General features: G+C 65.7%; 24 protein-coding genes, 1 tRNA gene and 2 pseudogenes. 14 read left to right on the top strand and 13 right to left on the bottom strand.

The annotated features are described in order from the left end of the window. Positions 1-32 precede the first annotated feature (32 nt). The 3 genes from fxlM (at position 33) to B207_RS0125085 (ending at position 3,629) form a co-directional block, all read left to right on the top strand. Positions 33-1,229: a methyltransferase, FxLD system gene (gene fxlM / locus B207_RS0125095; RefSeq protein WP_018639428.1), complete on the top strand. Its 1,197-nt coding sequence runs from the start codon at positions 33-35 to the stop codon at positions 1,227-1,229. A 262-nt stretch (positions 1,230-1,491) separates the two neighbouring features. Beyond that, positions 1,492-3,105 carry a twin-arginine translocation signal domain-containing protein gene (locus tag B207_RS0125090; protein ID WP_026311426.1) on the top strand — a complete coding sequence of 538 codons (1,614 nt, stop codon included), beginning with the start codon at positions 1,492-1,494 and terminating at the stop codon, positions 3,103-3,105. Positions 3,106-3,176: 71 nt separating this feature from the next. Beyond that, positions 3,177-3,629 carry a deaminase gene (locus tag B207_RS0125085; protein ID WP_018639426.1) on the top strand — a complete coding sequence of 151 codons (453 nt, stop codon included), beginning with the start codon at positions 3,177-3,179 and terminating at the stop codon, positions 3,627-3,629. A 93-nt stretch (positions 3,630-3,722) separates the two neighbouring features. Here the strand turns inward: B207_RS0125085 and B207_RS35505 are convergent, their stop codons facing one another. The 4 genes and pseudogenes from B207_RS35505 to B207_RS40115 all read right to left on the bottom strand — a co-directional run. Beyond that, on the bottom strand, positions 3,723-4,241 hold the full coding sequence (locus B207_RS35505; RefSeq protein WP_230205212.1) for an AAA family ATPase: 519 nt from the start codon (positions 4,239-4,241) through the stop codon (positions 3,723-3,725). A gap of 71 nt (positions 4,242-4,312) precedes the next feature. Beyond that, the gene (locus B207_RS0125075) at positions 4,313-5,581 is read right to left on the bottom strand and encodes an IS256 family transposase (protein WP_018639424.1); all 1,269 of its coding nucleotides are present in this window, start codon (positions 5,579-5,581) and stop codon (positions 4,313-4,315) included. 330 nt (positions 5,582-5,911) lie between these two features. Continuing rightward, positions 5,912-7,095, bottom strand: a protein-coding gene (locus B207_RS0125070; protein ID WP_154675611.1) for an IS3 family transposase whose coding sequence is annotated in 2 segments (ribosomal slippage) — positions 5,912-6,828 and positions 6,828-7,095 — 1,185 coding nt in all. Because the reading frame shifts where the segments join, the coding sequence is not laid out codon by codon here. A gap of 213 nt (positions 7,096-7,308) precedes the next feature. Further along, positions 7,309-7,447: pseudogene (locus tag B207_RS40115) on the bottom strand (IS110 family transposase); the annotation flags it as partial. Positions 7,448-8,062: 615 nt separating this feature from the next. On the opposite strand from B207_RS40115, the gene B207_RS42395 reads away from it, so the two are divergent. From B207_RS42395 to B207_RS38910, 8 genes are all read left to right on the top strand, one after another. After that, positions 8,063-8,188 (top strand): hypothetical protein, encoded by a 126-nt coding sequence (locus tag B207_RS42395; protein WP_018639420.1) that lies wholly within the window; start codon positions 8,063-8,065, stop codon positions 8,186-8,188. Between the two features lie 142 nt (positions 8,189-8,330). Beyond that, on the top strand, positions 8,331-9,608 hold the full coding sequence (locus B207_RS40110) for a phenylacetate--CoA ligase family protein (protein WP_154675610.1): 1,278 nt from the start codon (positions 8,331-8,333) through the stop codon (positions 9,606-9,608). A 603-nt stretch (positions 9,609-10,211) separates the two neighbouring features. Further along, the gene (locus B207_RS35495) at positions 10,212-10,487 is read left to right on the top strand and encodes a PqqD family protein (RefSeq protein ID WP_018639419.1); all 276 of its coding nucleotides are present in this window, start codon (positions 10,212-10,214) and stop codon (positions 10,485-10,487) included. A gap of 59 nt (positions 10,488-10,546) precedes the next feature. Continuing rightward, a complete protein-coding gene (locus tag B207_RS0125045; RefSeq protein WP_195905348.1) occupies positions 10,547-11,698 on the top strand; it encodes a YcaO-like family protein in 1,152 nt (383 codons plus the stop codon). An 18-nt stretch (positions 11,699-11,716) separates the two neighbouring features. Further along, positions 11,717-12,784, top strand: coding sequence for a SagB/ThcOx family dehydrogenase (locus B207_RS38920; RefSeq protein ID WP_084692313.1), 1,068 nt, complete (start codon positions 11,717-11,719; stop codon positions 12,782-12,784). Between the two features lie 272 nt (positions 12,785-13,056). Then, entirely contained in the window at positions 13,057-14,067 is a 1,011-nt protein-coding gene (locus tag B207_RS38915; protein WP_195905347.1) for a JmjC domain-containing protein, read from the top strand. Continuing rightward, positions 14,067-15,299, top strand: a complete 1,233-nt coding sequence (locus B207_RS35490) for a YcaO-like family protein (protein ID WP_084692311.1) — start codon at positions 14,067-14,069, stop codon at positions 15,297-15,299. Before B207_RS38915 ends, B207_RS35490 begins: the two co-directional genes overlap by 1 nt. Then, on the top strand, positions 15,296-16,045 hold the full coding sequence (locus B207_RS38910) for a TfuA-like protein (protein WP_084692310.1): 750 nt from the start codon (positions 15,296-15,298) through the stop codon (positions 16,043-16,045). The genes B207_RS35490 and B207_RS38910 overlap by 4 nt, the downstream gene beginning before the upstream one ends. 16 nt (positions 16,046-16,061) lie before the next feature. Here the strand turns inward: B207_RS38910 and B207_RS0125030 are convergent, their stop codons facing one another. From B207_RS0125030 to B207_RS41905, 4 genes are all read right to left on the bottom strand, one after another. Continuing rightward, complete coding sequence (locus tag B207_RS0125030; RefSeq protein WP_154675608.1) at positions 16,062-16,346, bottom strand: GntR family transcriptional regulator; 285 nt, start codon at positions 16,344-16,346, stop codon at positions 16,062-16,064. A 243-nt stretch (positions 16,347-16,589) separates the two neighbouring features. After that, positions 16,590-17,471: a class I SAM-dependent methyltransferase gene (locus B207_RS38905; RefSeq protein WP_195905346.1), complete on the bottom strand. Its 882-nt coding sequence runs from the start codon at positions 17,469-17,471 to the stop codon at positions 16,590-16,592. 1,442 nt (positions 17,472-18,913) lie between these two features. Continuing rightward, positions 18,914-19,600: an IS630 family transposase gene (locus B207_RS41910; protein ID WP_018639415.1), complete on the bottom strand. Its 687-nt coding sequence runs from the start codon at positions 19,598-19,600 to the stop codon at positions 18,914-18,916. Further along, positions 19,585-20,055 (bottom strand): helix-turn-helix domain-containing protein, encoded by a 471-nt coding sequence (locus B207_RS41905; RefSeq protein ID WP_018639414.1) that lies wholly within the window; start codon positions 20,053-20,055, stop codon positions 19,585-19,587. Before B207_RS41905 ends, B207_RS41910 begins: the two co-directional genes overlap by 16 nt. Before the next feature lie 830 nt (positions 20,056-20,885). Here B207_RS41905 and B207_RS35485 point away from each other — a divergent pair. From B207_RS35485 to B207_RS41900, 3 genes and pseudogenes are all read left to right on the top strand, one after another. Then, the gene (locus B207_RS35485) at positions 20,886-21,122 is read left to right on the top strand and encodes a hypothetical protein (protein ID WP_018639413.1); all 237 of its coding nucleotides are present in this window, start codon (positions 20,886-20,888) and stop codon (positions 21,120-21,122) included. 20 nt (positions 21,123-21,142) lie between these two features. Beyond that, positions 21,143-21,379: a hypothetical protein gene (locus B207_RS0125010; protein ID WP_018639412.1), complete on the top strand. Its 237-nt coding sequence runs from the start codon at positions 21,143-21,145 to the stop codon at positions 21,377-21,379. Between the two features lie 32 nt (positions 21,380-21,411). After that, positions 21,412-22,434, top strand: a pseudogene (locus B207_RS41900) (recombinase family protein); the annotation flags it as partial. A gap of 144 nt (positions 22,435-22,578) precedes the next feature. On the opposite strand, the gene B207_RS41895 reads toward B207_RS41900, so the two are convergent. From B207_RS41895 to B207_RS35470, 5 genes are all read right to left on the bottom strand, one after another. Further along, positions 22,579-22,986, bottom strand: coding sequence for a hypothetical protein (locus B207_RS41895; RefSeq protein WP_026311423.1), 408 nt, complete (start codon positions 22,984-22,986; stop codon positions 22,579-22,581). Positions 22,987-23,038: 52 nt separating this feature from the next. Next, positions 23,039-23,111: transfer RNA gene (locus B207_RS0124995), tRNA-Lys, on the bottom strand. Positions 23,112-23,290: 179 nt separating this feature from the next. Further along, positions 23,291-23,929 carry a hypothetical protein gene (locus B207_RS37250; RefSeq protein ID WP_018639411.1) on the bottom strand — a complete coding sequence of 213 codons (639 nt, stop codon included), beginning with the start codon at positions 23,927-23,929 and terminating at the stop codon, positions 23,291-23,293. A 752-nt stretch (positions 23,930-24,681) separates the two neighbouring features. After that, complete coding sequence (locus B207_RS35475; protein WP_018639410.1) at positions 24,682-25,638, bottom strand: flavin monoamine oxidase family protein; 957 nt, start codon at positions 25,636-25,638, stop codon at positions 24,682-24,684. A gap of 99 nt (positions 25,639-25,737) precedes the next feature. After that, positions 25,738-25,973 (bottom strand): IS66 family transposase (locus B207_RS35470; RefSeq protein WP_018639409.1); only part of this gene is annotated, 236 nt, incomplete at its 5' end.

Genomic DNA, 25,973 nt, shown 5'->3' with positions numbered 1-25,973 from the left:
CACCATGCCCCCTGCCGCTGTGAAGGAGACTGATGGACACCACCGCAGCCACATCACCAGGCACGCTGCGCGACCGCATGGTCGACCGCATCCTCACCAGCCAGGATCTGCCCCCGTGGGTCGAAACGGCGCTGCGTTCCGTCGAACGCCACCGCTACGTCCCCGAGACGCCACTGGCCGACGCCTACGACGAGAAGGCGGTCATCACCCACACCTTCCCCGACGGCACCCACCTCAGCTGCGCCTCTGGCCCCACCATCGTGGCCGCCATGCTCACCGCCCTCGACATCCGGCCCGACCAGCGCATCCTGGAAATCGGCGCCGGCACCGGCTACAACGCGGCCCTCCTCGCCACCCTTGTGGGAGCCGGCGGCCAGGTCACCACCATCGACATCAACGCCGACGTCACCGCCGCAGCACGGCGCAACCTTGACGACACCAGCTTCCCCCACGTCCGCGTTCTCACCCGCGACGGCGCCGACGGCGCTGCCGAGGACGGCCCCTTCGATCGGATCATCGTCACGGTCGGCGCCTGGGACATCCCGCATGCCTGGTGGGAGCAACTCGCCCCCGATGGCCGCCTCGTCCTCCCGCTGCGCTGGCGCGGCACCACCCGCGCCGTCGCACTCACCAAACAGGAAAACCACTGGAAGTCCGACTGGGTCTTCCTGTGCGGCTTCGTCCCCATGCTCGGCCAGCCCGGCGAACGGAGGAGCGTCATCCACCCCAACGACCTCGCCGCCCTGCACCACGATCTCGACCAGCCCATCGACACCGACGCCCTGCGCGGTGTCCTCGACCGAGAGAAGTCCACAATCTGGTCTGACGTCACCGTGCACGGCCAGGAACCCTTCGACCGCGTCTGGCTCCACCTCAGCGCCGTGGAAGACGGCACGGTCCGCATCGAGGCCGACCAGCAGGCCGTCGCCGACGGGCTGTGCACACCCGCGATCGCCTCACGCAGCCCAGCCCTGGTCAAAGACGGCTCACTGGCCTACTTCACCATCCGGCGCGCCGACACCCCAGGGCGCTGGCAGCTCGGCGCCATCGGCCACGGCCCCCTCGGTCACCGTCTCGCCTCACGGATCGTCGACCAGATCGACGCCTGGGACCACGACCGCACTGCCGACCCCAAAATCCTCGCCTTCCCGGCCGGCACGCCGATCCCGAACCAGACGCAAGGCAAGATCATAACCAAGCCAGAGAACCGCCTGGTACTGCGCTACTAGCGGTACGCACCTGCTCCGGTTCGGGACGCCTGTCGCCCGCGCTCCTGCGCGACATCTCACGGCAGGTTGATCAGTATCGGCCGGCGTCTGGACGGACAGGCAGCAAAGGGATCGCCAAGGGCGGCAAGCTGACACCCTGACCGCTACGGCCCCGATAGTGAGGGACCGGTTACTGTGGGCGGGTTCCGATCGGGAATCGATCGGTGGCGGTAGCCGCTGGATCAGTGGGCATCCTTGACCTGGAAGGGGTGGCAACGTCGCCATGAACAAGCCCAGCCAAAGGGTTGAGCAGGACGAGTTGCGGACTCGGATGCGCGCGACCGGCATGAGCCACCACGAGATCGCGATCGAGTTCGCCCGCCGCTACCGGCTACGCCCCCGCGCCGCCTACCGTGTCGCGCACGGCTGGACACAGCAGCAGGCCGCCGACCGCATCAACGCCCACGCCGTCCGTGCCGGCCTCGACCCCGACGGCACCGCCCCGATGACCGCGCCGCGGCTATCGGAGGTGGAGAACTGGCCTCGCCCTGCCCGGCGACGTCCCACCCCGCAGATCCTCGCCCTGCTTGCCGAGGTGTACGGATGCGATCTCCACGCCCTCGTCGACGTGGACGACCGCGAACACCTCCCTCCGGCAGACGTGTTCCTGATCAACGGCATGCGCCGGCCACCGGACGGCGTGGCTGCGTCATCAACGGCCTCTTCGATCACGCTCGCGGGGAAACGATGGGGAACGACCACCGAACGACCAGTTGACGTCGCCTTCAGCGCCGCCAGAGCTGGGCAAGCACCGGCCCCCCACCCGGCCGGTCCCGCAGACGAAGACAACGTGATCATTTTTCCGCAACTCGCCCCGGATGGGAGGATCGTCCTCATGCCACTCGATCGCCGGGGTTTCCTGAGAGGCCTGGGCCTCACCGCCGCCAGCGGCGCAGCCCTCAGCCCGCTCGCCACGATGCCACCAAGATCGTCCTCCATCGACCCACGTGTCGTCGATCACTTCGCACGCCTGCGCGCCGTGCTCGCGGAGAACGACAACCTCTTCGGACCGCGGCAGGTCATCACCACAGCGCAGGAACAGGCCGGCCTCATCGCCGCCCATCTCCGCCACGGCACGAGTTCGCGTCCACAACGGCAGACCCTGCTCCACATCCAAACACAGTTCACGGATCTCCTCGGCTGGCTCCATCAAGACAGCGGCGATCACGCCACCGCCGGATACTGGCTCGACCGAGCGCTGGAATGGTCACACCGAGCAGGCGACCCCAAGGCCACCGTGTTCATCCTTGCCCGCAAAAGCCAACTCGCCGCAGACCGTGGCGACCCAGATGAAGCCGTCGACGTCGCCGACGCAGCCCTGACCAGCGCGGAGCCAACCGGTCGTCTCGCCGCCATCGCCGCGACCTACAGCGCGCATGGCCACGCACTACGGGGCGAGAAAACAACCTGCCTGACGCTCTACGACCGTGCCCACGACATCCTCGACCAGGCCGGGCCCGACACGGACCCCTGGGGCGAGTTCTTCAGCCCCGCCTACATCGAAGTCCAGCGGGCGCATAGCCTCGCCGCACTCGGTGACTACCCTGCCGCGGCCACCGGATTCCGGACAGCGATCGACGGTCTCCCCTCGGCTTTCCACCGCGACCGCGGTGTCTACCTTGCCCGCGAAGCCCTCGCGCACGCAGGAGCACGCGAACCAGAGCAAGCCGCGACACTCGGTCTCAACGCACTCACGGTCGGCGCCAGCACGCACTCCGGACGCATCATGACCAGCCTGCGGTCCCTGCGTGACGCCGTCGCCGGATGGCAGACTGTCCCCCAGGTACGCGAGTTCCGCCAAGCGATGGACCAGGTCCCCACGGCCATCACCGTCTGACTACCATCCCGCCACCGGCTATCCGGTCCGACTCCACCAGGGACCGGCCCCAGGGAAGGACGAGCCGCTCCATGCCCCAGCTCGACGACCATCGCTGGATGACCCGAGCCATCGAACTCGCCCACCGCTGCCCACCCGCCACCAGCGCCTACTCGGTCGGCGCTGTCATCGTCGACGAGAACAACGAGGAGATCGCCTTCGGCTACTCCCGTGAGGTCGACGACGCGGTACACGCCGAGGAATCCGCCCTCGCGAAGATCGACCCCGACGACCCCCGGCTCGCCACCGCGACGATCTACAGCACCCTCGAACCCTGCTCCCAGCGCAAATCCCGGCCACGCACCTGCACCCAGCTCATCCTGGAGGCGAAGATCCCGCGGGTGGTCATCGCCTGGCGCGAGCCCAGCCTCTTCGTCGCCGACTGCCAAGGCTACGAACTCCTCGCTCAGGCCGGCGTCACCGTCGCGGAACTACCTGAGCTTGCCGAGAAGGCCCGCGCCATGAACGCCCACCTGTCAGTCTGACCCAACTTCATCACGCTCCGTTCCGGAGAACAGGTCTCTCTTTCCCCTGAGGAATTGTCAAAACCTGTGGATCGTGTGTCGGGCTGATAGAGATCAACTGAGCTGGTAGTGGCTGTTGGTGATGCCGTGCAACGCAACCTCGGCTGTGGCTGCGGGATCCATGTGGCTGGAGTCCAACACGTGGGGTTCGAGGGTGTCGAGGCTGCTGAACTGGTGGTGCAGCGAGCGGATCGGTTCGGGGTCGGTCAACGCGTCGGTGGCGGTCCGGCTGGTAGCTCGGCGGAGCGTCGTCGCTTCGTCGGGGCGCAGCACGAGGTAGTGCAGCTCGATTCCGCTGGTCGTGCTCATGGCGCGGAAGGCGTCGAGGAACCAGGGGCCGATGATGCCGTCGCAGATCACGTCGTAGCCGCCGGCGGCGTAGCCGAACGCGGTGTGAGCCACGATGTCGATGACGATCGTGTTCTGGTGGTGTGCTTCGGGTAGATAGGGCGCGATGGCGCCCTGGCGGATGACGTGCCAGAAGTCGTCGGCGTGCAGGTGCACGCTGAGCGAGAGCCGGTCGGCCACCTGCCGGGCGATCGTGGTCTTGCCCGCGCCAGGCGGCCCGGTCATCACGATCACTCTGCCGGTTGGTGCTCCCGAGGCGCGGGCCGGTGCCCCCGGGTGAGCGGGGCGGGGACTGCTCATGCGGCGCGGGCCTGTGGGCGTTCGACGAGCTGGCCTGCTTCGAAGACGGCGCCGGCGCGGACGAGGGCGACGAGGTGGGGTGCGTTGACCGCTCGCCAGCGGGCCTGGGTGGCCTCGATGAGCTTGAATGCCATGGCTAGCCCGGCGGCACGTGATCCCGGCCCTTTGGTGACTCGGGTGCGGTGGCGCACGGTCGCGAACGTCGACTCGATCGGGTTCGTGGTCCGTAGATGCACCCAGTGTTCGGCGGGGTAGTCGTAGAACGCCAGCAGCACCTCCAGGTCGTCGGTGACCTTCGCGGCGGCTTTGGGGAACTTCGCCTTGTAGGCGGCGGTGAACGTCTTCGCCGCGGCGGTGGCGTGGGTCTTGTCCTCGGCGTTGTAGATGTCCGCAAGGTACTTTTTCGCACCGGGATGCGCGGACTTCGGGAGCGCGGCGAGCACGTTCGCGGTCTTGTGGACCCAGCAGTGCTGTTCGGCCGTCGCGGGGAAGACCTCGCGGAGCGCCGCCCAGAACCCCAGCGCGCCGTCCCCGACCGCGAGCACCGGGGCGGACATGCCGCGCCGGGCGCAGTCACGCAGCAGGTCCGCCCACGACCCGGTCGACTCCCGGTAGCCATCGGTGAGGGCGACGAGTTCCTTGCGGCCATCGGCGCGGACCCCGATGAGGACGAGCAGACACAGCCGGTCCTCGTCCAGGCGGATGTTGACGTGGATCCCGTCGGCCCACAGGTAGACGTAGTCCACGCCGGCCAGGTCCCGGGCGGTGAACGCCTGGTAGTCCGCCTGCCAGCTGGTGGTCAGCCGGGTCACTGTCGAGGCGGACAGGCCGGCACCCGAGCCGAGGAACTGCTCCAACGCGGGCACGAAGTCACCGCTGGACAGGCCGTGCAGGTAGAGCAGCGGCAACACCTCGGCGATCTTCGGGGAGCGGCGGCACCACGGCGGCAGGATCGCCGAGGAGAACCGCTGCCGTTCGCCGGTGTCCGGGTCGATCCTGCGGTCGTTGACCCGTGGTGCGGTGACCTCGACCGCCCCGGCGGCGGTCATCACCTGCCGGGGCTGGGCATGGCCGTTACGGACCACCAGCCGGCGGCCGCGGCCGTCACAATCGCTGGCGAGCTCGGCGATGTAGGCGTCGACCTCGGCTTCCAACGCGGCCGCGAGCATCCGCCGCGCACCTTCCCGGACGATCTCATCGATCAGCGACGGCCTGGCCGTCGAGCCGTTCTCGGGCGTGTTGTCCTCGGGTACTACCGTGAGCACAGGCGTGCCTTCCCGACCGACGCGTCAACGTCGGCCTGACTGAGACCTCAACCTCGATCACCGGGAAGGTACGCCCTCCCCAGCCGATCCACAGGTCTCAACCATTGCTCATCTCCCCTCTGTGTCAGTCTTGGGCGGGTGCTGTCAGGCGGGCACCGGCGCTGGCGACTGGCACACTCAAGCCTTGGGCATGACGCGCCATAGCGCGGGGGTCTGCTGTGTACCGCGCGTCAGGTTTCGGGGCAGGGCCTCGGCATAGTTGTCGGTTAGCAAACAAGCTGAGGTGAGCCCCGTTTCTCGGACACCTGCGCAGCAGGAACCCTATCTGGCTTATGCGGCGCCTGCAATGGTTGCGGTGGCTGTGTGGTAGAGGTTTTCGATGTGGTTGGGGGTGCGGTATCCGAGGGTGGAGTGGAGCCGCTGCCGGTTGTAGAAGATCTCGATGTAGTCGGCGATGGCGGTGCGGGCAACGCGGCGGGTTGGATAGTGTTCACGGTGGATAAGCTCGTTTTTGAGGGTGCCGAAGAAAGACTCGGCGAGGGAATTGTCCCAGCACACGCCGGTCGCACCGGCCGAGGGGTGGACCTGATGGTGCCGCAGGACCCGCTGGTAGGCGTCGGACAGGTATTGCGAGCCGCGGTCCGAATGGAACGTGGCGCCCGGCTGGAGGCGGGTCCGGGTCGCGGCCATCGTGAACGCGTCGATGATGAGTTCGGTGCGCATGTGGTCAGCCATCGACCAGCCGATTACCTTTCTTGAATAGCAGTCGATGACGGTGGCGAGATACAGCCATCCCTCACCGGTACGGATGTAGGTGATGTCGCCGACGAGCTTCTCGCCGGGCCGGGCCGCGGTGAAGTCGCGGCGGAGCCGGTCGGTCGGCGCGGGCGCCTGACCGGGCAGGGTGGTGCGTCGGTAGGCCCTGGGCTGGCAGGCCCGCAGCCCGGCGCGACGCATGACGCGGCGGACCAGGCGGACCGACGCCGGTGTGCCGGACGCCCGCAGCGCGGCGGCGATCCGGCGGGCGCCGTAGGTCTGCCGGGATGCGGCGAACAATGCCCGGACCTGGGTGTCCAGGGTGGTGCGCCGGCGGGTACGCGGCGAGGGTGGCCGGCGGTACCAGTCGTAGAAACCGGAGGCCGACACGGCGAGCCACCGGCACATGTTCCGCACCGGGTAGGAATCCTTCTCCGCGGCGATCAGTTCGTACTTGTCGGTCACTGATGGCGCTGCGCGAAGAAGGCTGCGGCTTTTGAGAGGAACTCACGCTCCATCCGCAGCTCCCGGTTCTCCTTCTCCAGCTCACGCAACCGTGCCCGCTCCGACATGGACAGCGGTTCCTCCTCGGCGTCATGCCGGTGCGCGCGCCGCCAGGTCGCGACCCAGCTGCCGAGAGTTCCCTCGTTGATACCCAGGTCCTTGGCAACCGCGGAGATCGGCCGACCCGAATCAATGACGAGCTTTACCGCCTCATCTTTGTACTCGGGCGTGTACCGCCTGCGATGTTCAGCCATCAATACCCTCCGTTCACGGATCAATTATCCCACAGGGATCACTGTCCGAAGAACGGGCACCAGCTCAAGCTTCATGTTCGTGTGGTGGACGTTCGGGGCGGCGGGCGTGGTGGCGGATTCCCGCCGCGATGTTCGTGACGCCGGTCAGGCGCAGGACCGCGATCGCGAGGTTGCGCAGACTCTCAGGGATCCGCTCGTCGATCTGGGTCCGCCCGTAGCGGGTCAGGTCATGCAGCTCGCGGATCGGCTGCGGCGGGACGAACGACGGGCGGACCAGCCCGTACTCGACCAGCTCGGCGATCCACGCCGCGTCCCCCGTACCGGTCTTGCGGCCAGGCACGTTGCGCAGGTTCCGGGCGCTGAGCAGCCAGCACCGCGCAGGTCGCCTGCGTGAGTGGGGCCGGTAGCCGATGCCGGCGCCCACGGCGTTTCCGCGGGTCGGTGACCTGGGCGAATACCGCCAGCAAACCTGCCGGCGACGTTGACCGCGGCGGACCGGCGGTGGCGGCCAAGGCCAACCGATCCAGAACAGGGACAGACGGAGATAAGGGGCGGCGGGCATGGCACCTCGGGGCAATCAGTATGGCGCGAGAATCTCCATGATCAGTTGAAGGTCATGTCCGTCCTCGTTGGGGACCCAGCCCCAGCCACCCGCACACCTCATCTCCACCAGAAACCCTCACCACGCCCTACGGGTAGCTACGATCAGCGAACTCGCTAGCACCCTAGGTAGCCGACCGATTGGCCAACCCACTGCCGGCACGGCGTGACCGCCAGTCACGCCGTGCCAACCTGCCAACCATGCCCCTACACGGCTTCCAGAAGCTACCGCCAGGGGAAATTCATACGAATGACCAGAGGATCGAATATTCGCAGCAGCTAATAACCTGTGTTCATGCTATCTTGACGGCCGCAATTTCGATATCTATCTTCGAGGCTGCCACATTGGCTACAGGATGGAGGAAGTATGAACGAGAAGCCGCATTGGGAAGAGCCGCGGGCAGATGTTCTCGAGGTGGAGCAGATCGAAGAGAGCGCCGACATGGAGACGGCGTTCGCCAGCTTCTGCAGCGATCTGACGCTGGACCTCTAGTCCGGCGGGGTGTGGGGCGGGCCGCACCGCGGTGCGCCCCACACCCTCTTGCGGTCGCTTTTGGCACGAGAGAGGTGGAGGATTGGCAGATGTCTCCCGTCCTAGGCTCCGAGCTTTCGCCGGTTTGCCGGGGCATCGCTGGATGGCGATAGGGCTGTCCCAGCGGGTACGCGAGGCGCTCGCGGCCGAGCGCTCGGCGGACCTTCTGCTGGACCGTATTCATTCCCGACTACCGAAAGTCCTGGCGGCCGCCGCGACAGCTTCAGCATACGACCAAGCCGCTCTGCTCTCCCTCCTCGAACACGCCGGTTCTGTCGACCGCCCAGGGCGGGATGAGCCGGTTGACTTAGCGGCGCGAAACCTTCTCAATCAGGTGAGCGTTCTTCGCAAGGAAAAGATACGGAACAGCCTCCACCGCCTTGTCGCCGGCGACCCTGGTCCGGTCGACGTGCGGGTCACCTCAGGGACCAGTGGGCTACCCACGCAACTCGCACGGCCCCGCGACGCCGTCGTCGAACGCGCCGCTATCGACCGCCGGCTCTACTCATCGATCGGCCTGCCGTCGTTCTTCGAGTTGACGGTCCTGACGCCGTGGCGCGGCTCGTCCGGCCGCCGGCATACCCTCTACGATTGGCGGATTGGGTACCGGGTTCTCAGCCTCGACGACATCGGGCGCCTCCCGCGGGATGGCCTAGTTGTCACATCCCCGCGAATCTGCCGAACTCTCATCCAGGACGGCCTGGTGAACCGGAACCGTCTAGCGTCCGCGTGGGAGGTCTCCGAGCCGACCCGCGGCCTGCTGGAGGGCCGTGCGGGCGCGCAGGCGGAGGCACCCTATGAATTGTACGTTGCTGCCGAGTTAACGGCACCAGTCGCGTTCCGGCCGGCTGGCTGTTCTTTTCTCCATATAAACGTGGATGCCGTGCTGGTCGAGGTGATCTCCTCCACGTCCGGCCAGCCCCAGAAGTCAGGAGTCGTCGGCCACTTGGTCGTGACCGACCTTCTGAACACCGCCACGCCGTTCGTGCGCTATGAACTGGGTGATCTCGGTGCGGTGATATACGGCCGATGCGACTGCGGCCGCATCACACCTCGGCTGAAGCTTCTCGGCCGAGCGGGCCCTTTCGAATCCCAGGCCGCGCGTCTCCTCCAAGACGAGAGGCTCCGGAAGCGCGGAATTGTAATCGAATGTGGGGATGCATCCGCACTACTAATGACCGATGACTGGCCGGTTAATCGCGACGAGGTGGCGGGCAGGGTTGTACAGCCGATACCCACCGAACTACGAGGACTTCTCCCCCTCGGAACGGCGATATCGATCCGAGATCGTTTCCCCCCAGAGGTCTGGGCTCACCGCGGCGTCGCCGAGGTGACGGCTTCGCAGGGCGATGCGCCCTATCTGCTGGGTAATCGGCGATGAGCCAGCCCGCCGTGCCAGCCTCCAAAGCGTGGTCCCGAAATGACGCGCGCCGCATAATTCGCCGCCATTATGGCCAATTGGGGCGAATGACTGAGGTAAACATCCTCGACTCGGGAAGTATGTCGCCGACGTTCAAAGGGCTATGCGTCGCGAACGTGCGCTGGACCGATCAAATAGGCAACCTGCGACCCGGCTGTCTTATCCTGGTGAACTGGGGAAGTTTTCTCGCCGTACATCGCTGCATTAGAGTGGACACCGCGGGAGGGCGTGTGCTGCAGACGGCCGACCACCAGCCCTCACGCAGCCCGTACGGGATCACGTGGCTGCCGGACCATGATGTCTTGGCCGTGGTTCTCTCGGTCCGCCTCGCCACCGGTAAACAGCGCTATAGTGACCGCGGACGAATAACTCAGATCTGCGGCCGGATGATAGCCTGCGCCGGACACTACTCGTGGAGAGAGCGAACAGCTGGGCGACGTTTCCGCGCCCTGGCCGCCGAGGCGATACGCTTTCTCGCCGTTCACCTGGGAGCCGTAGTCACACATACGGAGGCCATACGGCGAACCATGCCGGCCACCTCCGGTAAAGTAGAAGGATGATGAATTGAGCATCAACTCGAACATCTTCTTCAGAAAAAGCGACTCATTGGAGGTCGAGGAGATCGATACCGGGTACTTCTTGAGTTCCGATGGCCGGCGATGGGTGAAGGTAGAGCGCACAGCGCTAGCGGTGTGGAATTCTCTCGAGGAACCGGCATCCATCGGTGATCTCGTGACGGAACTTCTGGGGAAGTATGACGGCGAGCCCGAACGGATCCGCAGTGATGTATCCGCCCTGCTCATGACGTGGACGGAACTGGGCTTGGTGGCGACGCAGTGATGCGGGAGATACCTGTTTCAATCTTTGCCCCTCTCGCCTGGCACCAGCGAATCACAGCGATGCTTGAGAAGCAAATAAAGAATCTTCCCGAACCGTGGCGCAAGCTTCGCTATTACCATTATCGACAGCCAGTCGAGCTCTTGGAGTTCGTTCTGCTTACCGCGGAACTGGATGTGCCCGAACATCGTTCAGTCCGGGCGTCCGGATGCGCACGTGATCCGGCCGAAGCCGTAATGAAACTGTGCGGGGAACTTGCGGAGCGGCTTGCCCTGGTGTGTTTCATGCCGCTGGTCCAGGCAAAAGGCAGCGAGGCAGATCTACGCGACGCCGGGTTCCGAGTATTCTCGGTCGGAGAGTATCTCGGGCAGCCACTCGAAGGACCCGCTTGGCCATTCATCCGCTACGATGCCGATCTCGTTCTGGATTGGGTTCTATCCACCGACCTCGCTACTGGCGGGCAGGTGCTCATCCCTGCCGCTTTGACCTTTCCCGGACAGAGCCGGAGCGGGCCTGTCTTGTGCGAGCTCACGACTAATGGTACAGCTGCCGGCAAAGACTACAACCAGGCACTTCAGCATGCCCTTGACGAGCTTCTCGAGCGTGACACTCTGCGCCACATGTGGTTCACCGGCGGTCTCCTCACCCCCAGCGAACCGCCTCATTTCTGGCACAGTATGAGCGAGCGCGATGCAGCTCTCGGATGGCGCACGACATTTCATACGGTCCCCCAACTCAACCGCCCGCCTTTGGTTGTGGTTCTGACCGAGAGCAGTACGCGGCCACTCTTGGGGATCGGAAGCAGCATGGACACGGATCTCGACGGTGCGGCGGAACACGCTCTCGCTGAGGCGCTCCAGATACGTTTCCTCGCGAGCGTCTCCCAGATGATGCCCGTGGCGGAGGTGAACGACTTTCTCGATCACGTCCGGTACTACGCCCACCCAGACGGCTGCCGGTTCGTCCGGGACGCGCTTCTTGGCAGCGGGAACGCCGCTGCCCCGGTGGAGGATTCCCTTGACACGGGCCCGGAAGCGCTAACGGATGCCGTTGTGCTTCGCCTGCGGAATGACGATCGGGTCCAGGTCGTGCGTGTGCTGGCGCCGCATGCACAGGCAATGGAGGCGCGCCACGACGCCGCGCGTCTGATGGGTCGGACGCGCGAGTTCGCCCGTCGGACGCCCATCCGCCAAGAGCCATCGCCGTTCGCGTGACCCTGACAGGACGAAGGGATGCCGGAGATGCAGGACCATCCTCGATATCGTCGCGCGGCCCACGTGTCGTTGAGCTGGCAGAATGGCTCCCTGGTCTGCACGAGCGCAATTACCGGCCGCCGCTGTGCTGTTTCGGCCGCTGTCGCCGTCGCGCTCGACCAGATGGGTGGTGACGGAGACGTCTCCGGGTCGGGTGCGGAAGATTCCTCGCGCTCGCCCACCTCGACGCTGCCGCGGCCCATCGCCGGCCGGCTTCTGGCAGCCGGGATCATCGAACCGGTCGGGCCGAGCGCTGACGTCCGGCTCGGCTGGTGGACCACCAACGAGCTCACATCCCGCAGCCGGTACGGCCATGGCAAGCGACGTAAGCATCTCGACAGTCTGACGATGCCTTCCCCGACGCTTGACGTGTCTGGTCCGCGGCTACCGCTCCGGCCTCCTCCTCGGGATCCCTCGATGGCGATCTCCTTTGGCGAGGTACTTCGACGACGTCGCTCTCGCCGGGAATTCCTCCTCGAGGAGGTCTCCTTCGAGCTGCTTTCCGCTTTTCTCACCAACGCGGCGGGAGTTCAGTGGCTTAGTGCCGATCGGGCGGTCAGCAGAAGACCCTACCCCTCTGGTGGTGCACGGCATCCGCTCGAGATTTACCTGATTTCGGTCCGCTGCGCCGAGCTGGACTGTGGGCTGTATTATTTTGACCCGAGTGGCAGCTTGGTTCGACACCAGAGCAGAGACAGATTCCCAAGAGATTTTTCGCGCGGAGTCCTCGCCGCGATACATGATGCTGGTATAAGCCCAGCTGTCGCACCTGCCGGAATCCTGCTAATCACCGCCGTATACGGCCGCACCCTTTGGAAATATCAGGAATTCGGTCTATCGGTCGTCCATCGTGACGCCGGCGCCCTTCTCCAGACTCTATATCTTGAAGCCGAAGCGCTCGGAATCGGAGGGTACGCCATCGGCGGAGGGCCGGACCAGCAGATCGGTCTAGATCTGGGCTTGGAGCCTGTACATCACGGATATCTCGGCGCATTTGCCTTCGGGCATGTCAATCGTCGGGCGGTGCCGCTGGCGGAGGCGATATGACACATTCGATATCACGAACCTCCGGGCTTGCGCCTCGGAAGGAAAGCGCCGCTAGGCGCACCACATTGAACGGTCCTGCTGCAATCGGCGTCCGCCCGGCGGGAGGTTACCTGCTCGACAATGCACTGCTCGAATCTTTGGCAGACGAGGTGGTATATGTCGGGGGAGCGGTTCCCGGCCGAACGATTCGTCGACTAATGTCTTGGGCAATAGTCGACAAAATTATATCGGAAAGCGCACCACGGAACGATATAAGATTTGTTCGTGACGGCGTGGAGGCACCCATATCCACCGTCTCAGCGGCGGCGGTGGAACGGACATCCCTCTTTTCGGACGGCTATACGATCGTCCTCAACTCTTTGCACCTCGGGCCGCCTGCCATCACGGCTCTTGCTCATTCAGTGGCGGCCGCCCGAGGTGCTAGGGTTGGCATCAATGCTTACGTCAGTCCGCGCGATTCCAGAGGATTCGGTGTTCACTACGACAGTCATGACGCGTTGATTATCCAGATTGATGGCGTAAAGACATGGACAATTCTAGGGCCTCGTGTGAGCAACGTGCAAAATCGCCAACCCTGGCAGCAACTGGATAGCTTGGATCGTCAGAGGATTATCAATGGAGCCACGTCGTCGACACGTGAGCAAACCTTGGCTGCGGGCGACGTGCTATATCTACCCAGGGGCACGCTGCATGCCGCCCAGACGACGCAGACACCATCCATCCATTTGACCGTGGCAATCCACCCCGTTCGGATCGGCGAGTTGCTCAGCCGACTCGTACGCCTCCTCGATGTAGACGGCTCGCTAGTTGGCCATCTGCCAATCGGTTTCACCGTCACCGCGAGCCTTCAAGAGGCGGTATCGGAAGTATTTGACGCTGTGTCCCGGTCGCTTGCCGAGATACCGAATGAGCGTCTTCGACTGGCCATTCTGGGCAGTCTACAGCCAGAGTCTCTACTGAGAGCATCTCCTCTGGTGGACAGTCATGAAGCCATATCGGAGCCGGCGCGAGCCGACTGCTATACCGTGATCCAGACGCGCCGCCTCGCTGATTCCCGACCGGCTAATGACGGCTGGGGCGCGGTCCATCGTGTTGGCCATCGGCCGCTACGTTTCCCCCTTCCCGACATGACCTGGCTCACTTTGACGCCTGCCAGGACGATTCGACGCCGGGAACTACTCAACGCGATGCCCGCACGCCTAGCGGATGAGGTTCTACGAGCCCTGCTCGCGGAAGGTGTCCTCGTCCCGTCCCTGGTGGACGATCCGGACGGCATCTTCTGATGAGCTGGATACGGTCGCTCGCCGAACAGGTAGATCTCTCGCGCGAGGCGGGAGGCTGGCGCAGCGAGTCGCCGCGCGCCATGCTGGATCGACTTCTCCCGCTGGCACCAAGCATGGGAATCACCCGCGTGAGCAACATTACGGGCCTTGATCACATTGGTATTCCCGTTGCGATGGCGTGTCGACCGAACTCAATGTCCATATCCGTGGCACAGGGCAAGGGGGTCACGCTGGACGCCGCGTTGACGTCAGCCCTCATGGAGGCGGCCGAGACATTTTATGCCGAGACGGCGCCACGCGATGCTCTTTTCAGCTATGACGAAGCTGGGGCTGCGAATCAGGCGTTGGACCCGCTCCTTCTGCCGAGGGTGCGGGGAGCTGGGGGCCGGGTAACGGCAGTGCCCATATGGTGGTCTGTGGGACGGGATCTGGTGCGAGGGTCGACGCTTTACGTCCCCTACGACCTCGTACACACCGATTACCGCCTGCAGAGCGGCGCAGGCCTATCGGCGTTCCAGGTTTCGACTAATGGTCTCGCCTCCGGCGCATCATTGGCTGAGGCGATATGCCACGGTCTCGCGGAGCTCATCGAACGTGATGCGCTCTCCCAGTGGCTCGCCCTCGGTCGCGAGGAGCGAACCAGGACTAGGCTGCGGCTGGATAGCGGTCTTCCCCGATCGTGCCGGGAAGTGCTGGACATGTACCAGGCTGCGGGTGTGAGCGCGCGGGTCTGGAACATCACAAGCGACGTGCGGGTACCCGCGTTTCTGTGCCTGATATCGGACCACGACAATCCCTATCGGAGGACGTCGGAGGGCCGTGGTTCAGGCTGCCACCCGGTTCGAGAAGTCGCGCTGCTTCGTGCCCTGACCGAGGCCGCGCAGTCCCGTCTGGGCATCATCTCAGGCGGACGGGACGACCTGATCGCAGCGCTGTACAAAGGCCCGTACGATCGGGAGCAGCGCCGGGACATCACGCCCGAGGTGGCGGACTTCGCATCGATCCCTGAGTGTCCGACTGTCACCCTCGCAGACTGGATCGACTTCCAGTTGGCCGCGCTCGACAAGGCTGGCATGGCCACGGCGGCCGTCTGTGACCTGTCGGTCGAGGGGTCGGGTCTCGCTGTCGCGCGGGTAGTCGTTGAGGGCCTGGAAGGTATAGCTTACAAGGCGAACTACAGGTATGGCCGGCGCCTTCTGCGCCGCATGCTTGAGCGGGGAATCGCGAGATGATCACGGTATTTTTGGGGCCCACACTTGGGCGTTGCGATGCCAAGCGCATCGTCGACGCGCAATTCCTTCAGCCCGCTGCCTGCGGCGATGTCTTGCGAGCTGCACTAGTACGACCCCAGGCCATCGTCATAATCGACGGAATCTTTGAGTCCGCTCCCGCGATATGGCACAAGGAAATCCTGTGGGCGCTCAAAGAGGGAATCCCAGTCTTCGGCGCTAGCAGCATGGGTGCGCTGCGCGCCGCGGAACTCGACAGATTCGGCATGGTCGGCGTGGGCGAGATCTATAGCCGCTTTGCCTCTGGGGAACTGTCTGACGATGACGAAGTCGCTGTTATGCACGGACCAGCGGCGAGCGGCTACCGGCTAGCATCCGAGGCGATGGTCAATATGAGAATAACGTTGGTGCGCGCTGCTCGGGAGGGCATTATTTCGCAGGAGACATCGGATGTCCTGGTTAAACTTGCGAAGAACGCTCACTATCCCGACCGTGTCTATCCTCTACTTATCGATCAGGCCTCGGCGATTTGCCCCTCAAGCGAGCTTCGCACGCTGCACGAATGGTTGCCAACGGGGCGAGTCGACCAGAAAATGGCTGATGCCGAGGAGGCTTTGCGACGGGTATCGCTCGACGTGGCCTCCAGTTTCCAGGCCCCCGCGCAAGATTTCACGTTCGCTCATACGGCCGCATTTGAAAGGCTTCTACGTCGGGTCGCCACAGATGCCCACCCTGCGGGATCCGGCTGAGGCGGACTGTAATTCATCAGCACTGCATGGGATCGTCATCGGGGGCTACGTCGGCGGGTTGCGCCGGCCGCGCGACGAAGGTTCCGACTCCTTGCCGGCGCACCACCACCCCGCCGAGCTGGAGGATCCCCATGGCCGACCTGATCGTCGCGGTAGATACACCGTAATGTCTGGATAACTCGGTCTCGGTCGGGATCTTGTCGCCTGGCTTGAAGACACCGCTGTCGATATCCTCCATTAGTCGTGCGGCGATCTGGCGGTAGAGTGGAACGCCACTGTCTGGGTCAAGGTTCTCGCTCACACAGAATTCCCTTGAGAATGCTGGACGCCGTGTCCGGGTTGATGCCTCAGCCGAGGTCAGCCGTCTGCCGTGTTCGAGCCGCTAGGATTCTCTACGAATCCGTAGTCCACGATCGCCTTCCTTTCGCCCATGGCCGAGGATTTGCAAGTCACCAGACCATGATCGAGCCGTCGCGCGGAGCTGCTTGCGGCCGATAGATTTCGCGCTCCTAGGCCGCTGCGTGCCTAGCAATCTTGGCTTTGGTCACGGCTTCGTTGCCGTCAGGAGCACATCAGTGTAGCGGCGGCGGCCACGTCCTTCGCGCACGGCGGCCGCGAGAGATTCCAGGAATCTCCCGGCCTGGTCGGGCCCTAGACATTTCCTGGCCGCCTCAGTAGGCGTCGGCGCGTTCGGATTCGGACGCCCCTCGAGCACCTGGCGAACAATGAGCTCATCTCCCGGAGAGTGCCGGACTGACGATGCCGTCACCAACGCGCGGACATCGTCAAGCCCAGCGTACTCAGCCGCGTGCACCAGGTCGCGGGGATCAAGCGTGAGGATTGGTTGATCTATAGGGCCAAAACTAGCCTTTACAAGCGCGGCTAGGTCCTTGGTCTCTCTAACGTCCCAGCCAAAAAATGATCCATCATCGCCGGCTCCGTCGAGAAAGGAGGCAACGGGCTCATAGATCGATAGACGCCCCTTCGGCTTCAGAACCCGGGCGATCGCCCGAAACGCCGCCTCACGTTGAGCTACATAGATCAGGACGGAACGCGCCACAGCGACAGTGACTGACTCATCGCACACTTCCGCCAGGTCACGAATGTCAGCGGGCACGAATGTCGATCGCGAATCGGCACCGAGTGCATTGATCGCGTTTTCTGTGTGCTCTAGGAGCGGAAGCGATATATCAGAGAAGACGACCTGGCCCTTGTCGCCAAGTCGTTCAAGCGCCCCGATTCCCAGTAGACCTTCCCCGCATCCAATGTCCAATACAATGTCATCAGGCTGCAGTCGAGCTGCATCGAGCACGCGGTCGCGGATAGGCAAAAGCATATTAAGCGAACGTCGGCGGATCTCGATGCTCTTCGCGTCGCGTCCTGCGGTCAACCAATCCAACCACTGATCAGTCTTTGCCTCTGACATGGGCCTCCTCCGACGGGTTATAATCTCCATAGTGTCACCGAGCCGCGCCGAATAGAATCGATCATGATCACGCGAATGCCCAGTTTCCACTAGGCTAGCATGGGCATCATGTTGCGGGCAGGATAGAGAGCGAACGTGTCAGGCGACGGGAGGCGCGATTCGCGGACTATCGATCATCGTCGTCTGCGGGTGGATGGAATAGCTGCCGCGAGACGCGGGGAACGGGCTTGATGCGCAGCAGATCATCTGCGTGCTGCCCGCAGGCGAGTACCCGGTACCGCCTGCCCGCGCCATCCCGAGCGATCCCCGATACTGCTGGCGGAGCCTGGCACTGGCCAGCCCGACCTTCAATATCAGCAATCAGCCGATAGCATCGCGAGGGTTGCATATCGGGCATCATCACGCTCCACTGGAGAGGCGAGCCATGAGGCTCAGCTTCGAGCAGTTTGGCCGATGTCAAATCCTTCAACGATCAACCGTTCGTCGTAGGATTCTACATGGTGACGTACACACCCTGGCAGGATTTGTATAGCCGCTAGCTGTCCGGCTTGGGTGGGATGCCTTGCGCTTGTGTTTGTGCAGGCCAGAGCGGCCGTCGGCGGAGTATCGGTGCGCTGTCCGCGGGCGGCTCGGTCGAGTCCTGGTCGTCAGCCGGGTTGGGCGGCGGGTGGGAGCCAGGGCCGGTCGCGATCAGGTCGACGAGGACGTCGAGGGTGTTGCGGTCCGATGTGGTGGCGGTTGCCAGGTAGGACTGCACGAGGGCGAGTCGGCGACGCCGGGTCAGTGTGCGCTGGGCGCTGCCGGAGGTGTTTCTGCTGGACCTTGTTGATGGGCCTGGCGGCCTCTTCCGCCAAGTTGTTCGTGAAGGGCATGGCGAGGTGAACCCTCCGGTCGGCTGGTGCCCGCCGATTGCACCGGTGACGTCGGTCGCGCTGGCGCGGTCCGTCGGGGCGTTGGTGCTGTTCCCCTCCCGGCCGGCTCGGGCGCTCGGTGCCTCTTCGGGTCCGGCCGGGCGGGTCCGCGATTGACGGCTTGCCGGTGGGCCTGCTGTCAGACTGGCGGGTCGGGATACGGCCCGGTCTGCCGGCCGACCCCCCGGGGTCCGGACCCGGACCCGGACCCCGGGGGTCGGCGTGCGGACGACGGAGGTGGTGCTGATCGGGTTCGTGCTCCCCCGGACGGTCGGGGCGGTGCGCGGGTCGTCTTGATGTAGGGTGCCGACCGGCATGCCGGTCGACGCCGCCAGCGCGGCAGGCCGGCGGCCGTCGGTCCCTCCCGAGTGATGGCCCCGGGAAGGCGCCCGACGGCAGGGTGTGGCGTGCGGTCTGCCACTGTGGATGGAGCCGGTTCGCGTCTGGCCGTCGGGGCATGTCAGCGATCTTCGGAGGCGTGATCGCTGTGCCCAGCGATCATGGTTCGTATGGACTAGTAGACTGTCGCTGCTAATGTGTGGGGTATAGGTGGCGGAGTTTGGTGCGGGCGTCGTCGGTGGTGAACTGCCAGGTGACCTGGCGCTGGTTGGCGTTGGTGGCTGTCTGCCAGGCGTCGAGTTCGGTGTTCAGGGTGTCGAGGGTGTCGATGCGGCGGTCGAGGCATTGGCGGGTCAGGGCGGAGAGTTCGATTTCGGCGATGTTGAGCCAGGAGCCGTGTTTGGGGGTGTGGTGGATCTCGAGTCGCCTGGCGAGGGCGAACGCGGTGTCCGGGGCGAAGGCTTCATAGAGCGAGGCGATGTCGTGGGTATTGAGGTTGTCCATGACCAGCACGACCCGTTCGGCGTCGGGATAGTCGATGGTCAGCAGGCGCCGGACATGGTGGGCCCAGTCGATCCTGGTGCGCCGGGGGGTGGCCTGGACCCGGCGCCAGCCGGCCAGTGGCTCGACCCAGCAGAAGATCGAACAGGTCCCGTGCCGGACGTACTCGGAGTCCTGCCGTGCGTCTCGGCCCGGGGCGGCCGGTATCGGCTCGCGGGCATGCCCCAGCAGCTGGTAGGGCTTCTCGTCCATGCAGACCACGGGCACCGCCGGGTCGTGGGGACGGGCGTAGACCGCCAGGACGTCTTCCATCCGTGCGGCGAACTGCGCGTTCGCCTTCGGTGGGATGGTCCAGCACTTCTTCAGATGAGGACGCAACCTCGTTTTTTTAAAACCCGGCCGATGGTGGAATGGTCCAGGTCCGGGATGTCATCGACCAGCGCGACGTGCTTCTCCAACAGCCGCAGCGACCAGCGTGCATACCCTGCCGGTGGCTGCGAGCAGGCCAGCGCGATCAGCCTGGCCTCGACCTCCCCGGTCACCGGGGACGGCACCGGGGGACGCTCCCGCTCCTTCCGGCCGATCGTGGCCCACACATCCCCACCGGACTCGATGAACCGCTTCGCGACCAGCCGCAGCGTCTCACCCGACACCCCGACCCGGACCACGAGCTCCTCCTGGGACGCCACCGGACCCACCGAGGTATCCAACGCCAGCAGGACCCGCGCCCGCCGGATCATCGACGCCGGATGAACCCCCGTCGAGGTCACCCGAACCAACGCCTCACGATCAGCCGCGGTCAACACGACCGGCCGCTTCTTCTGCGAACCCACGACACAGTCCTGACCGGCAGGGACGACAAGATCTGCCAGACCCAACACTCCCACCCAGACACGAAACACACCAGGACTAAACAGCGACAGTCTACTAGTTCATGCAGACTAGAAATCGCTGTGAATGCACGTCAGGGCACATATCGATCTTTACCTCTGGCGGTCCGGTGGGTGGTCGCCATTCTTAACTAATCGGCGGCGAAAACTGGGGCTGCACAGCGTCCCACTGGGCATGTCCAGCGGGATCGTGCACGCGACCCATAAAAAAGATCTATCAATAAAGTCGGGGGGTGAGTGGCAAAAACGCGCCCAGAAACCGGTCTCCTCTACGACGGCAATTTTCAGTCCGTGGAGGAGACCGCCTCGTGCTCGACCCGGCCCACCCCGATCCCGATCGCACCGGCCTGCCCGACCCGCACTCGCCGCAGGCTCTTCGGCCCGCATCACCCGCATCACCTGCAGCACAGAAGACCAGCGGCGTGCCGCCGCGGCCCGTGCTGCCCGCGGTGTCGCCGGCGGCATCGGTCGACCCGCCGCCGCGGTCAGATTCCCCGCGAACACCCGGGGGTGAGTCCGGGTCCGGACCCGGACCCGTTCCCGGTCCGACCACGGGCTTTCCCAGCGAGGGGAATCCGGACCCGGCTCGGGTGTTCCTCTGTCCACGATCCGATCCCGAATCGGGTTTCTTCCCGTGCTTTCCTGGGCATCATCCGGCCCGGCATGGCGTTACTCTTTCCAGAACCACCCCGGACACCGCTCCGTGCCCCGCCGGCAGCGGCTGCCCACCCCTGCCCTGCGCACCCCTCGTTTTCCCGACGCCTGGAGGCGATATGCCGGCTGGCACCACCCCTGGTCACCCCCACGACTCCGACGACGACAGCGGCGTGGTGCCGCTGCGGGACACCCGCCGCGACGCGGCCCGCCACGTGGAGATCGAACGGATCGAGACCGAACCGATGACCGACGACCAGGAACGTGCCGCCATCCGCGCGCTCGCCGCGCTCATCACCTACTGGAAGCAGCATCAGCAGCGGCCCGCCCCGCCCGCCGAGGAAGACGCCGCCTAACACCCCACCGGAGTCACGCCATGCCCCTCACCCGCCCACACCTGCCCTGGCGGCGTCGGCCCGCCGCCGGTCCGCCGCGGGTCGCCGTCTACCAGCGGCGCCGGCCCGACCCCGCCGGACAGGGTTCCCTCGACGCCCAACACGACCGGATCCGCGCGTTCCTCGACGCCCACCCCGGCTGGGACCTCATCCCCGACCAACCCGCCACAGGCCCCCGCCGGGACGACGTCCACAACCCGACCCGGCCACACGCCTGACCCCACCCGTCTCACCCTGGAGCCGCCCAACCATGCCCCGTTCCACCGCCCGCCGCGCCACCACCCACCGCACCCGCGACGCCTTCGCCAGCACCCTGCCCGCCACCGTCCGCGTCGGGATCTACCTACGCCGCTCCACCGACGACGACCACCAGCGCTACACCCTCGACGCCCAGGAAGACCGGCTCCGCTCCTACGTCGACTCCCAACCCGGCTGGGAGATCACCCTGCGGTTCTCCGACGACGCCTCCGGCGCCAGCACCGACCGCAAAGACCTCCACCGCGCCCTGGCCGCCGCCCGCAACGGACTCATCGACGTCCTGCTCGTCTACCGAGTCGACCGGCTCTCCCGCAACCTGCGCGACACCGTCCAACTGCTGGAAGACCTCGACGAGGCAGGCGTCGTGTTCCGGTCCGCCACGGAGCCGTTCGACACCTCCACCCCGATGGGCCGCATGCTCCTGCAGATGCTGGCCATGTTCGCCCAGTTCGAACGCGACACCATCATCGACCGCGTCGTCGCCGGCATGGAACGCAAAGCCCGCGAAGGCCGCTGGATGAGCACCCAAGCCCCCTACGGCTACCACGTCGACAAGCCCACCTGGACCCTCATCCCGCACGAACCCGAAGCCGCGATCATCCGGGCGATCTTCGAGCTCTACACCCGCCGCCGGCTCGGCGCCCGCGCGATCGCGACCACCCTCAACGACCGCGGCCACCGCACCCGCAGCGGTAACCAGTGGACCGGCCACCAGGTCCTGCGCTACCTCGACAACCGCGTCTACCTCGGCGAAGCATCGTTCCGTGACATCGTCGTCGTCGACACGCACCAGCCGATCATTGACCGGGCCATCTTCGACGAAGCCCAGCGGCTGCTCACCGCTCGCAGCGAAGCCCACTCCCGCCGGGCCTCCAACGCCTCCGACTACCACCTCACCGGCCGGATGCGCTGCCCCCGCTGCGGCAAGACCATGCTCGGGACCCGCGCCACCGGCCGCCATGGCCGCAAATACCGCTACTACACCTGCTTCACCCGCAACCGCTACGGCTCCGACCGCTGCGACGCCCCCCGACTCGACGCCGACGCCATCGACCACGCCGTCCTCGAAGCCCTCGCCGGCTTCTACCGCGAGCAGCACACCCTCATCGCCGACGCCGTCAAAGCGGCCCAGCAGGCCCACCGCAACGCCCGCGGTGACCTACGCGCCGAACTCGCCACCGTCGACACCGAACTCACCCAGACCGACCGGGCGATCGACCGCTACCTCACCGCATTCGAACATGGCACCATCGACGAAGAAACCATCGGGGAACGCCTCGCGAAACTCCGCACCCAGCAGAAACAGCTCCGCCAGCGCCACAGCGAACTCACCGATCAGATCGCCCGCGAACCCGTCACACCCGCCCCCGCCGACCTCGACACCATCGCCGTGAACATCACGATCGTCATCAAGACCGGCACCAACCAGCAACGCAAGGCACTCATCGAAGCACTCATCGCCGAAGTCAAGATCAGCGGACCCGACCGGCTCATACCCGTCTTCCGCATCCCACAACCAGACCCCGACGACGATCAGCCACCCACCCTGACCGCCGTCGCAGCCCACCCACCAGCGACAACAGCCCCGAAGGGAACGGTTCGCGCAATGAATACCCGGGTGCGCCGCCAGGGACTTGAACCCCGAACCCGCGGATTAAGAGTCCGCTGCTCTGCCAATTGAGCTAGCGGCGCCTGCCTCCGCGTCTCCGCGGCGACGAGGACAACCATACCAGCTCCGCGAGGTACCTGACGCGCGGGGTGGCGGCCGACTCCTGCTGATCATCCAGGCCGGAAGTGCTCGGCACCAGATGATCAGCAGGCATGGGGCGAGGACGTTTACCCGGCTCCGCCCGGCCGTCAGCGGCGCGCTGCTACTCGCAGGCCACGCCGTCGTCGTCACTGTCGAGCTGGTACGGGTCGGAGCCTCGCACCTCGATCGGGCCCCGCACGTACTTGGGCCCGTTGCCGCTGCCGCCTTCGCAGTCATAGTCGGAGGCGTTCGGATCCAGGCAGGCCCCAGAGTAGGAGGGGTGGCACGCCGAGGAGGCCGGCTGCTGCTGCGGCGGCGCGGCGGGTGGCGGCGGCGGGGCGGCTGCCCTGGTCACCGGTGCGGCGGGTGGCGGCCCGGCGGGCTGCTGGGCAGCGGGGGGCGGCGCGGCCGGCGGCTGGGCGGCCGGCGGCTGGGCACCCTGGGCGGGGGCTGGCGCCGGAGCACCGGGGCCGACCGCTCCGGTCTGGGCCCCGGCCCGGGCTTCCGCACCGCCGCCTGGCCCTGACTTCCCTGCCATGCCTGTTCCTGCCCGCACCGCAGGTCCCGTCGATGGGGCGAGCGGCGGCGAGGTCGCGGGTGACTGTGACGCCGGTGGTGTGGTCGTGGCCGGTGAGGGGGCTGTCGCCGGAACGCGGTCGGGTGTGGTGGTGGCGGGTAGCCCGGCCGCGGCGCCGGCGAGGCGGCTGGTGTCCACCGCACCGGTGGAGTCCTCGTTCTGGCAGGCGGCGATCAGCAGCATGGCGAGGGCGGTGCTGGCGCCGAGGAGGCGGCCGCGGCCGGCGCCAGGGCCCGGCGCCGACGGGCGCCGGCGTGGGCTGCGGAGTCCGCCGGGTCCCGATGCGCGAGGCTTTCCGCAGTGTGGTCCGGGTGCGTCTCCGTGGGACGTCGTTGCGGGTGCCACGCCGCTCGACGGTTCCGGGTTGCATGTCGCCCGGCTGGTTCTGGGCATGACTGAATCGGTCACTTCTGTATCTCCCCCCGAACTTTCTGTGACCGGGTCAGCGTAGGTATCTCGTCCAACTTCAGCCCGAGATGGTGTCCATGTTGCCGGAACCGCGTCTCACTGAAGTGATGGGGATGACTCTCAATGGCTTTGTTGGCGCATATTTGTCTGCTACGTGCGCTTCCGCCGAGGAGCGTGCCGCGAGCGGACCGGTGAGTGGAGCCAGCGGATGGGCCGCGGATGTCCGGACTCCACGCACACCCTTCGGGCGGCCATGCCTGGCGCGTGGGTGGGCGGGTCCACTCGGGTGGCGTGGTGGTCGGAGTCGCCTGGTTGCGGCCCCGACCACCAGCCGGACCGTGCGCTCGGTCGAGGTCCGGCCTCGAGGTCCCAGCCGCGCCGGCGAGGACGACACCCGCACCGCACCGCCTCGAGGGGCGCGCGGTCTCTGTCCCTGACGATGCGCGCCGCGACGGGATGTCGACGTTCGGCCAGGTACTCGGCCAGGTGTTCGGCCAGGCGCCCGGATCAGGGGGAACGGCGGAACGTCAGCGGGAGCCCTGGGTGAGGGCGACCGAGTCGGGTACTCGGACGGCCTCGGGAACGGTGAGCGGGATGATGCCCTGGATCTGCCCGATCACGTAGTGGGCCGACATCATCGCGCCCTCCTGCCAGCCGGGCAGCGGGGAGCTCTGGTCGCCCAGTACGTAGAAGCGTCCGTCCCCTTCTGGTTGGAGAAGCTGCTTGTAGGCCGCCATGTGCACGGGATCCTTCGAATCCCAGCCGGCCCAGCCGCCGAGCTGGTGGGGCACCTTCTGCCAGGCGATGGTGACACCCTTCGCAGTGGGGACGATGCTCTCGTCGGCGAACCCCGGGTGCAGGTCCGCAGCACCGGCTCGAGCCTGCGCCAGGCGCTCCGACGGCGCGAGGTCGCCGAACTTCTCGGCCACGTCGGTGAAGTTGTAGGCGCCGGTGACGGTTCCCGTCGCCGAGAAGTAGTCGTTGCTGGGATACCAGACCTGGGTGATCGGATGATTCGTCCAGCTGATCCCGCCGTAGATCTGGTCGGTGTCGTTCTCCCAGAAGCGTTCCTCGGCCTGCCAGCCGACCTTGCAGGTGTTCGCGAAGTCGACGGCTTTGATCGCGTCGCGGAAGTCGGTGGAGAAGTTCGTCGGCAGTCGCCGCAGTACCGGCAGCGGGATGCTGCTGACGCAGTAGTCGGCGGTCAGCGTCCGTGATTCGCCGCCGTGCACGTATTCGACGACCACTCCCCCGTCGACCAGGCGGATCGCGGTGACCTCGGAGTTCAGCTCGACGATGTCGCCGAAATTCTTGCTCAGTTCCCGCTCGAAGGCGGTCACGATGCGGTCCATCCCGCCGACCGGCTGGAACATCGTGGCCTGCCACAGATAGTCCACCGGCTGGTAGAAGCTGTGACGCCAGAATCCCGACTCCACCAGGTCCGGCAGGGGGATCGGCGGCGCCGGGCGGGGGAAGTCGTGCACGTCGGGATCCTCGATGTACCCGGAGCGGGTGGAGCCCTGGTAACTGTGGTCATCCTCCAGGGGTAGCTGTTCAGCTGAGGTCGAGATTGAATGCGCTGTTCAGGCCGGGTGTGTGGTGGGTGGGAGCCACGCGCCGGTGGTGAACAGGCGGGTGAGGGCATCGAGGGTGTCGACGCCCCATTTGCTGGCGGTCGACAGGTAGGACTGCACAACAGCGAAGTCAGCGAGGCCTTGGAGCGTGCGCCAGCAGCCACCGGAGACCCGCTGCTGGATCTTGACGGGGCGGACGTCGCGTTCCGCGAGATTGTTCGAGAACGGGACCGTCAGGTCGGTCG

This window comes from Parafrankia elaeagni (assembly GCF_000374165.1).
Classification (GTDB): Bacteria; Actinomycetota; Actinomycetes; order Frankiales; family Frankiaceae; genus Parafrankia; species Parafrankia elaeagni.
Note: the sequence above shows the minus strand (reverse complement) of the source record. Positions and strands in the feature narration are given on the sequence as shown.

Excerpts from the sequence above, each read along its gene's own strand:
- fxlM (WP_018639428.1), top strand. The coding sequence starts at position 33 with ATGGACACCACCGCAGCCACATCACCAGGCACGCTGCGCGACCGCATG.
- B207_RS0125090 (WP_026311426.1), top strand. The coding sequence starts at position 1,492 with ATGAACAAGCCCAGCCAAAGGGTTGAGCAGGACGAGTTGCGGACTCGG.
- B207_RS0125085 (WP_018639426.1), top strand. The coding sequence starts at position 3,177 with ATGCCCCAGCTCGACGACCATCGCTGGATGACCCGAGCCATCGAACTC.
- B207_RS35505 (WP_230205212.1), bottom strand. The coding sequence starts at position 4,241 with ATGACCGGGCCGCCTGGCGCGGGCAAGACCACGATCGCCCGGCAGGTG.
- B207_RS42395 (WP_018639420.1), top strand. The coding sequence starts at position 8,063 with ATGAACGAGAAGCCGCATTGGGAAGAGCCGCGGGCAGATGTTCTCGAG.
- B207_RS40110 (WP_154675610.1), top strand. The coding sequence starts at position 8,331 with ATGGCGATAGGGCTGTCCCAGCGGGTACGCGAGGCGCTCGCGGCCGAG.
- B207_RS0125045 (WP_195905348.1), top strand. The coding sequence starts at position 10,547 with ATGCTTGAGAAGCAAATAAAGAATCTTCCCGAACCGTGGCGCAAGCTT.
- B207_RS38920 (WP_084692313.1), top strand. The coding sequence starts at position 11,717 with ATGCCGGAGATGCAGGACCATCCTCGATATCGTCGCGCGGCCCACGTG.
- B207_RS35490 (WP_084692311.1), top strand. The coding sequence starts at position 14,067 with ATGAGCTGGATACGGTCGCTCGCCGAACAGGTAGATCTCTCGCGCGAG.
- B207_RS38910 (WP_084692310.1), top strand. The coding sequence starts at position 15,296 with ATGATCACGGTATTTTTGGGGCCCACACTTGGGCGTTGCGATGCCAAG.
- B207_RS38905 (WP_195905346.1), bottom strand. The coding sequence starts at position 17,471 with ATGTCAGAGGCAAAGACTGATCAGTGGTTGGATTGGTTGACCGCAGGA.
- B207_RS35485 (WP_018639413.1), top strand. The coding sequence starts at position 20,886 with ATGCCGGCTGGCACCACCCCTGGTCACCCCCACGACTCCGACGACGAC.
- B207_RS0125010 (WP_018639412.1), top strand. The coding sequence starts at position 21,143 with ATGCCCCTCACCCGCCCACACCTGCCCTGGCGGCGTCGGCCCGCCGCC.
- B207_RS37250 (WP_018639411.1), bottom strand. The coding sequence starts at position 23,929 with ATGCTGCTGATCGCCGCCTGCCAGAACGAGGACTCCACCGGTGCGGTG.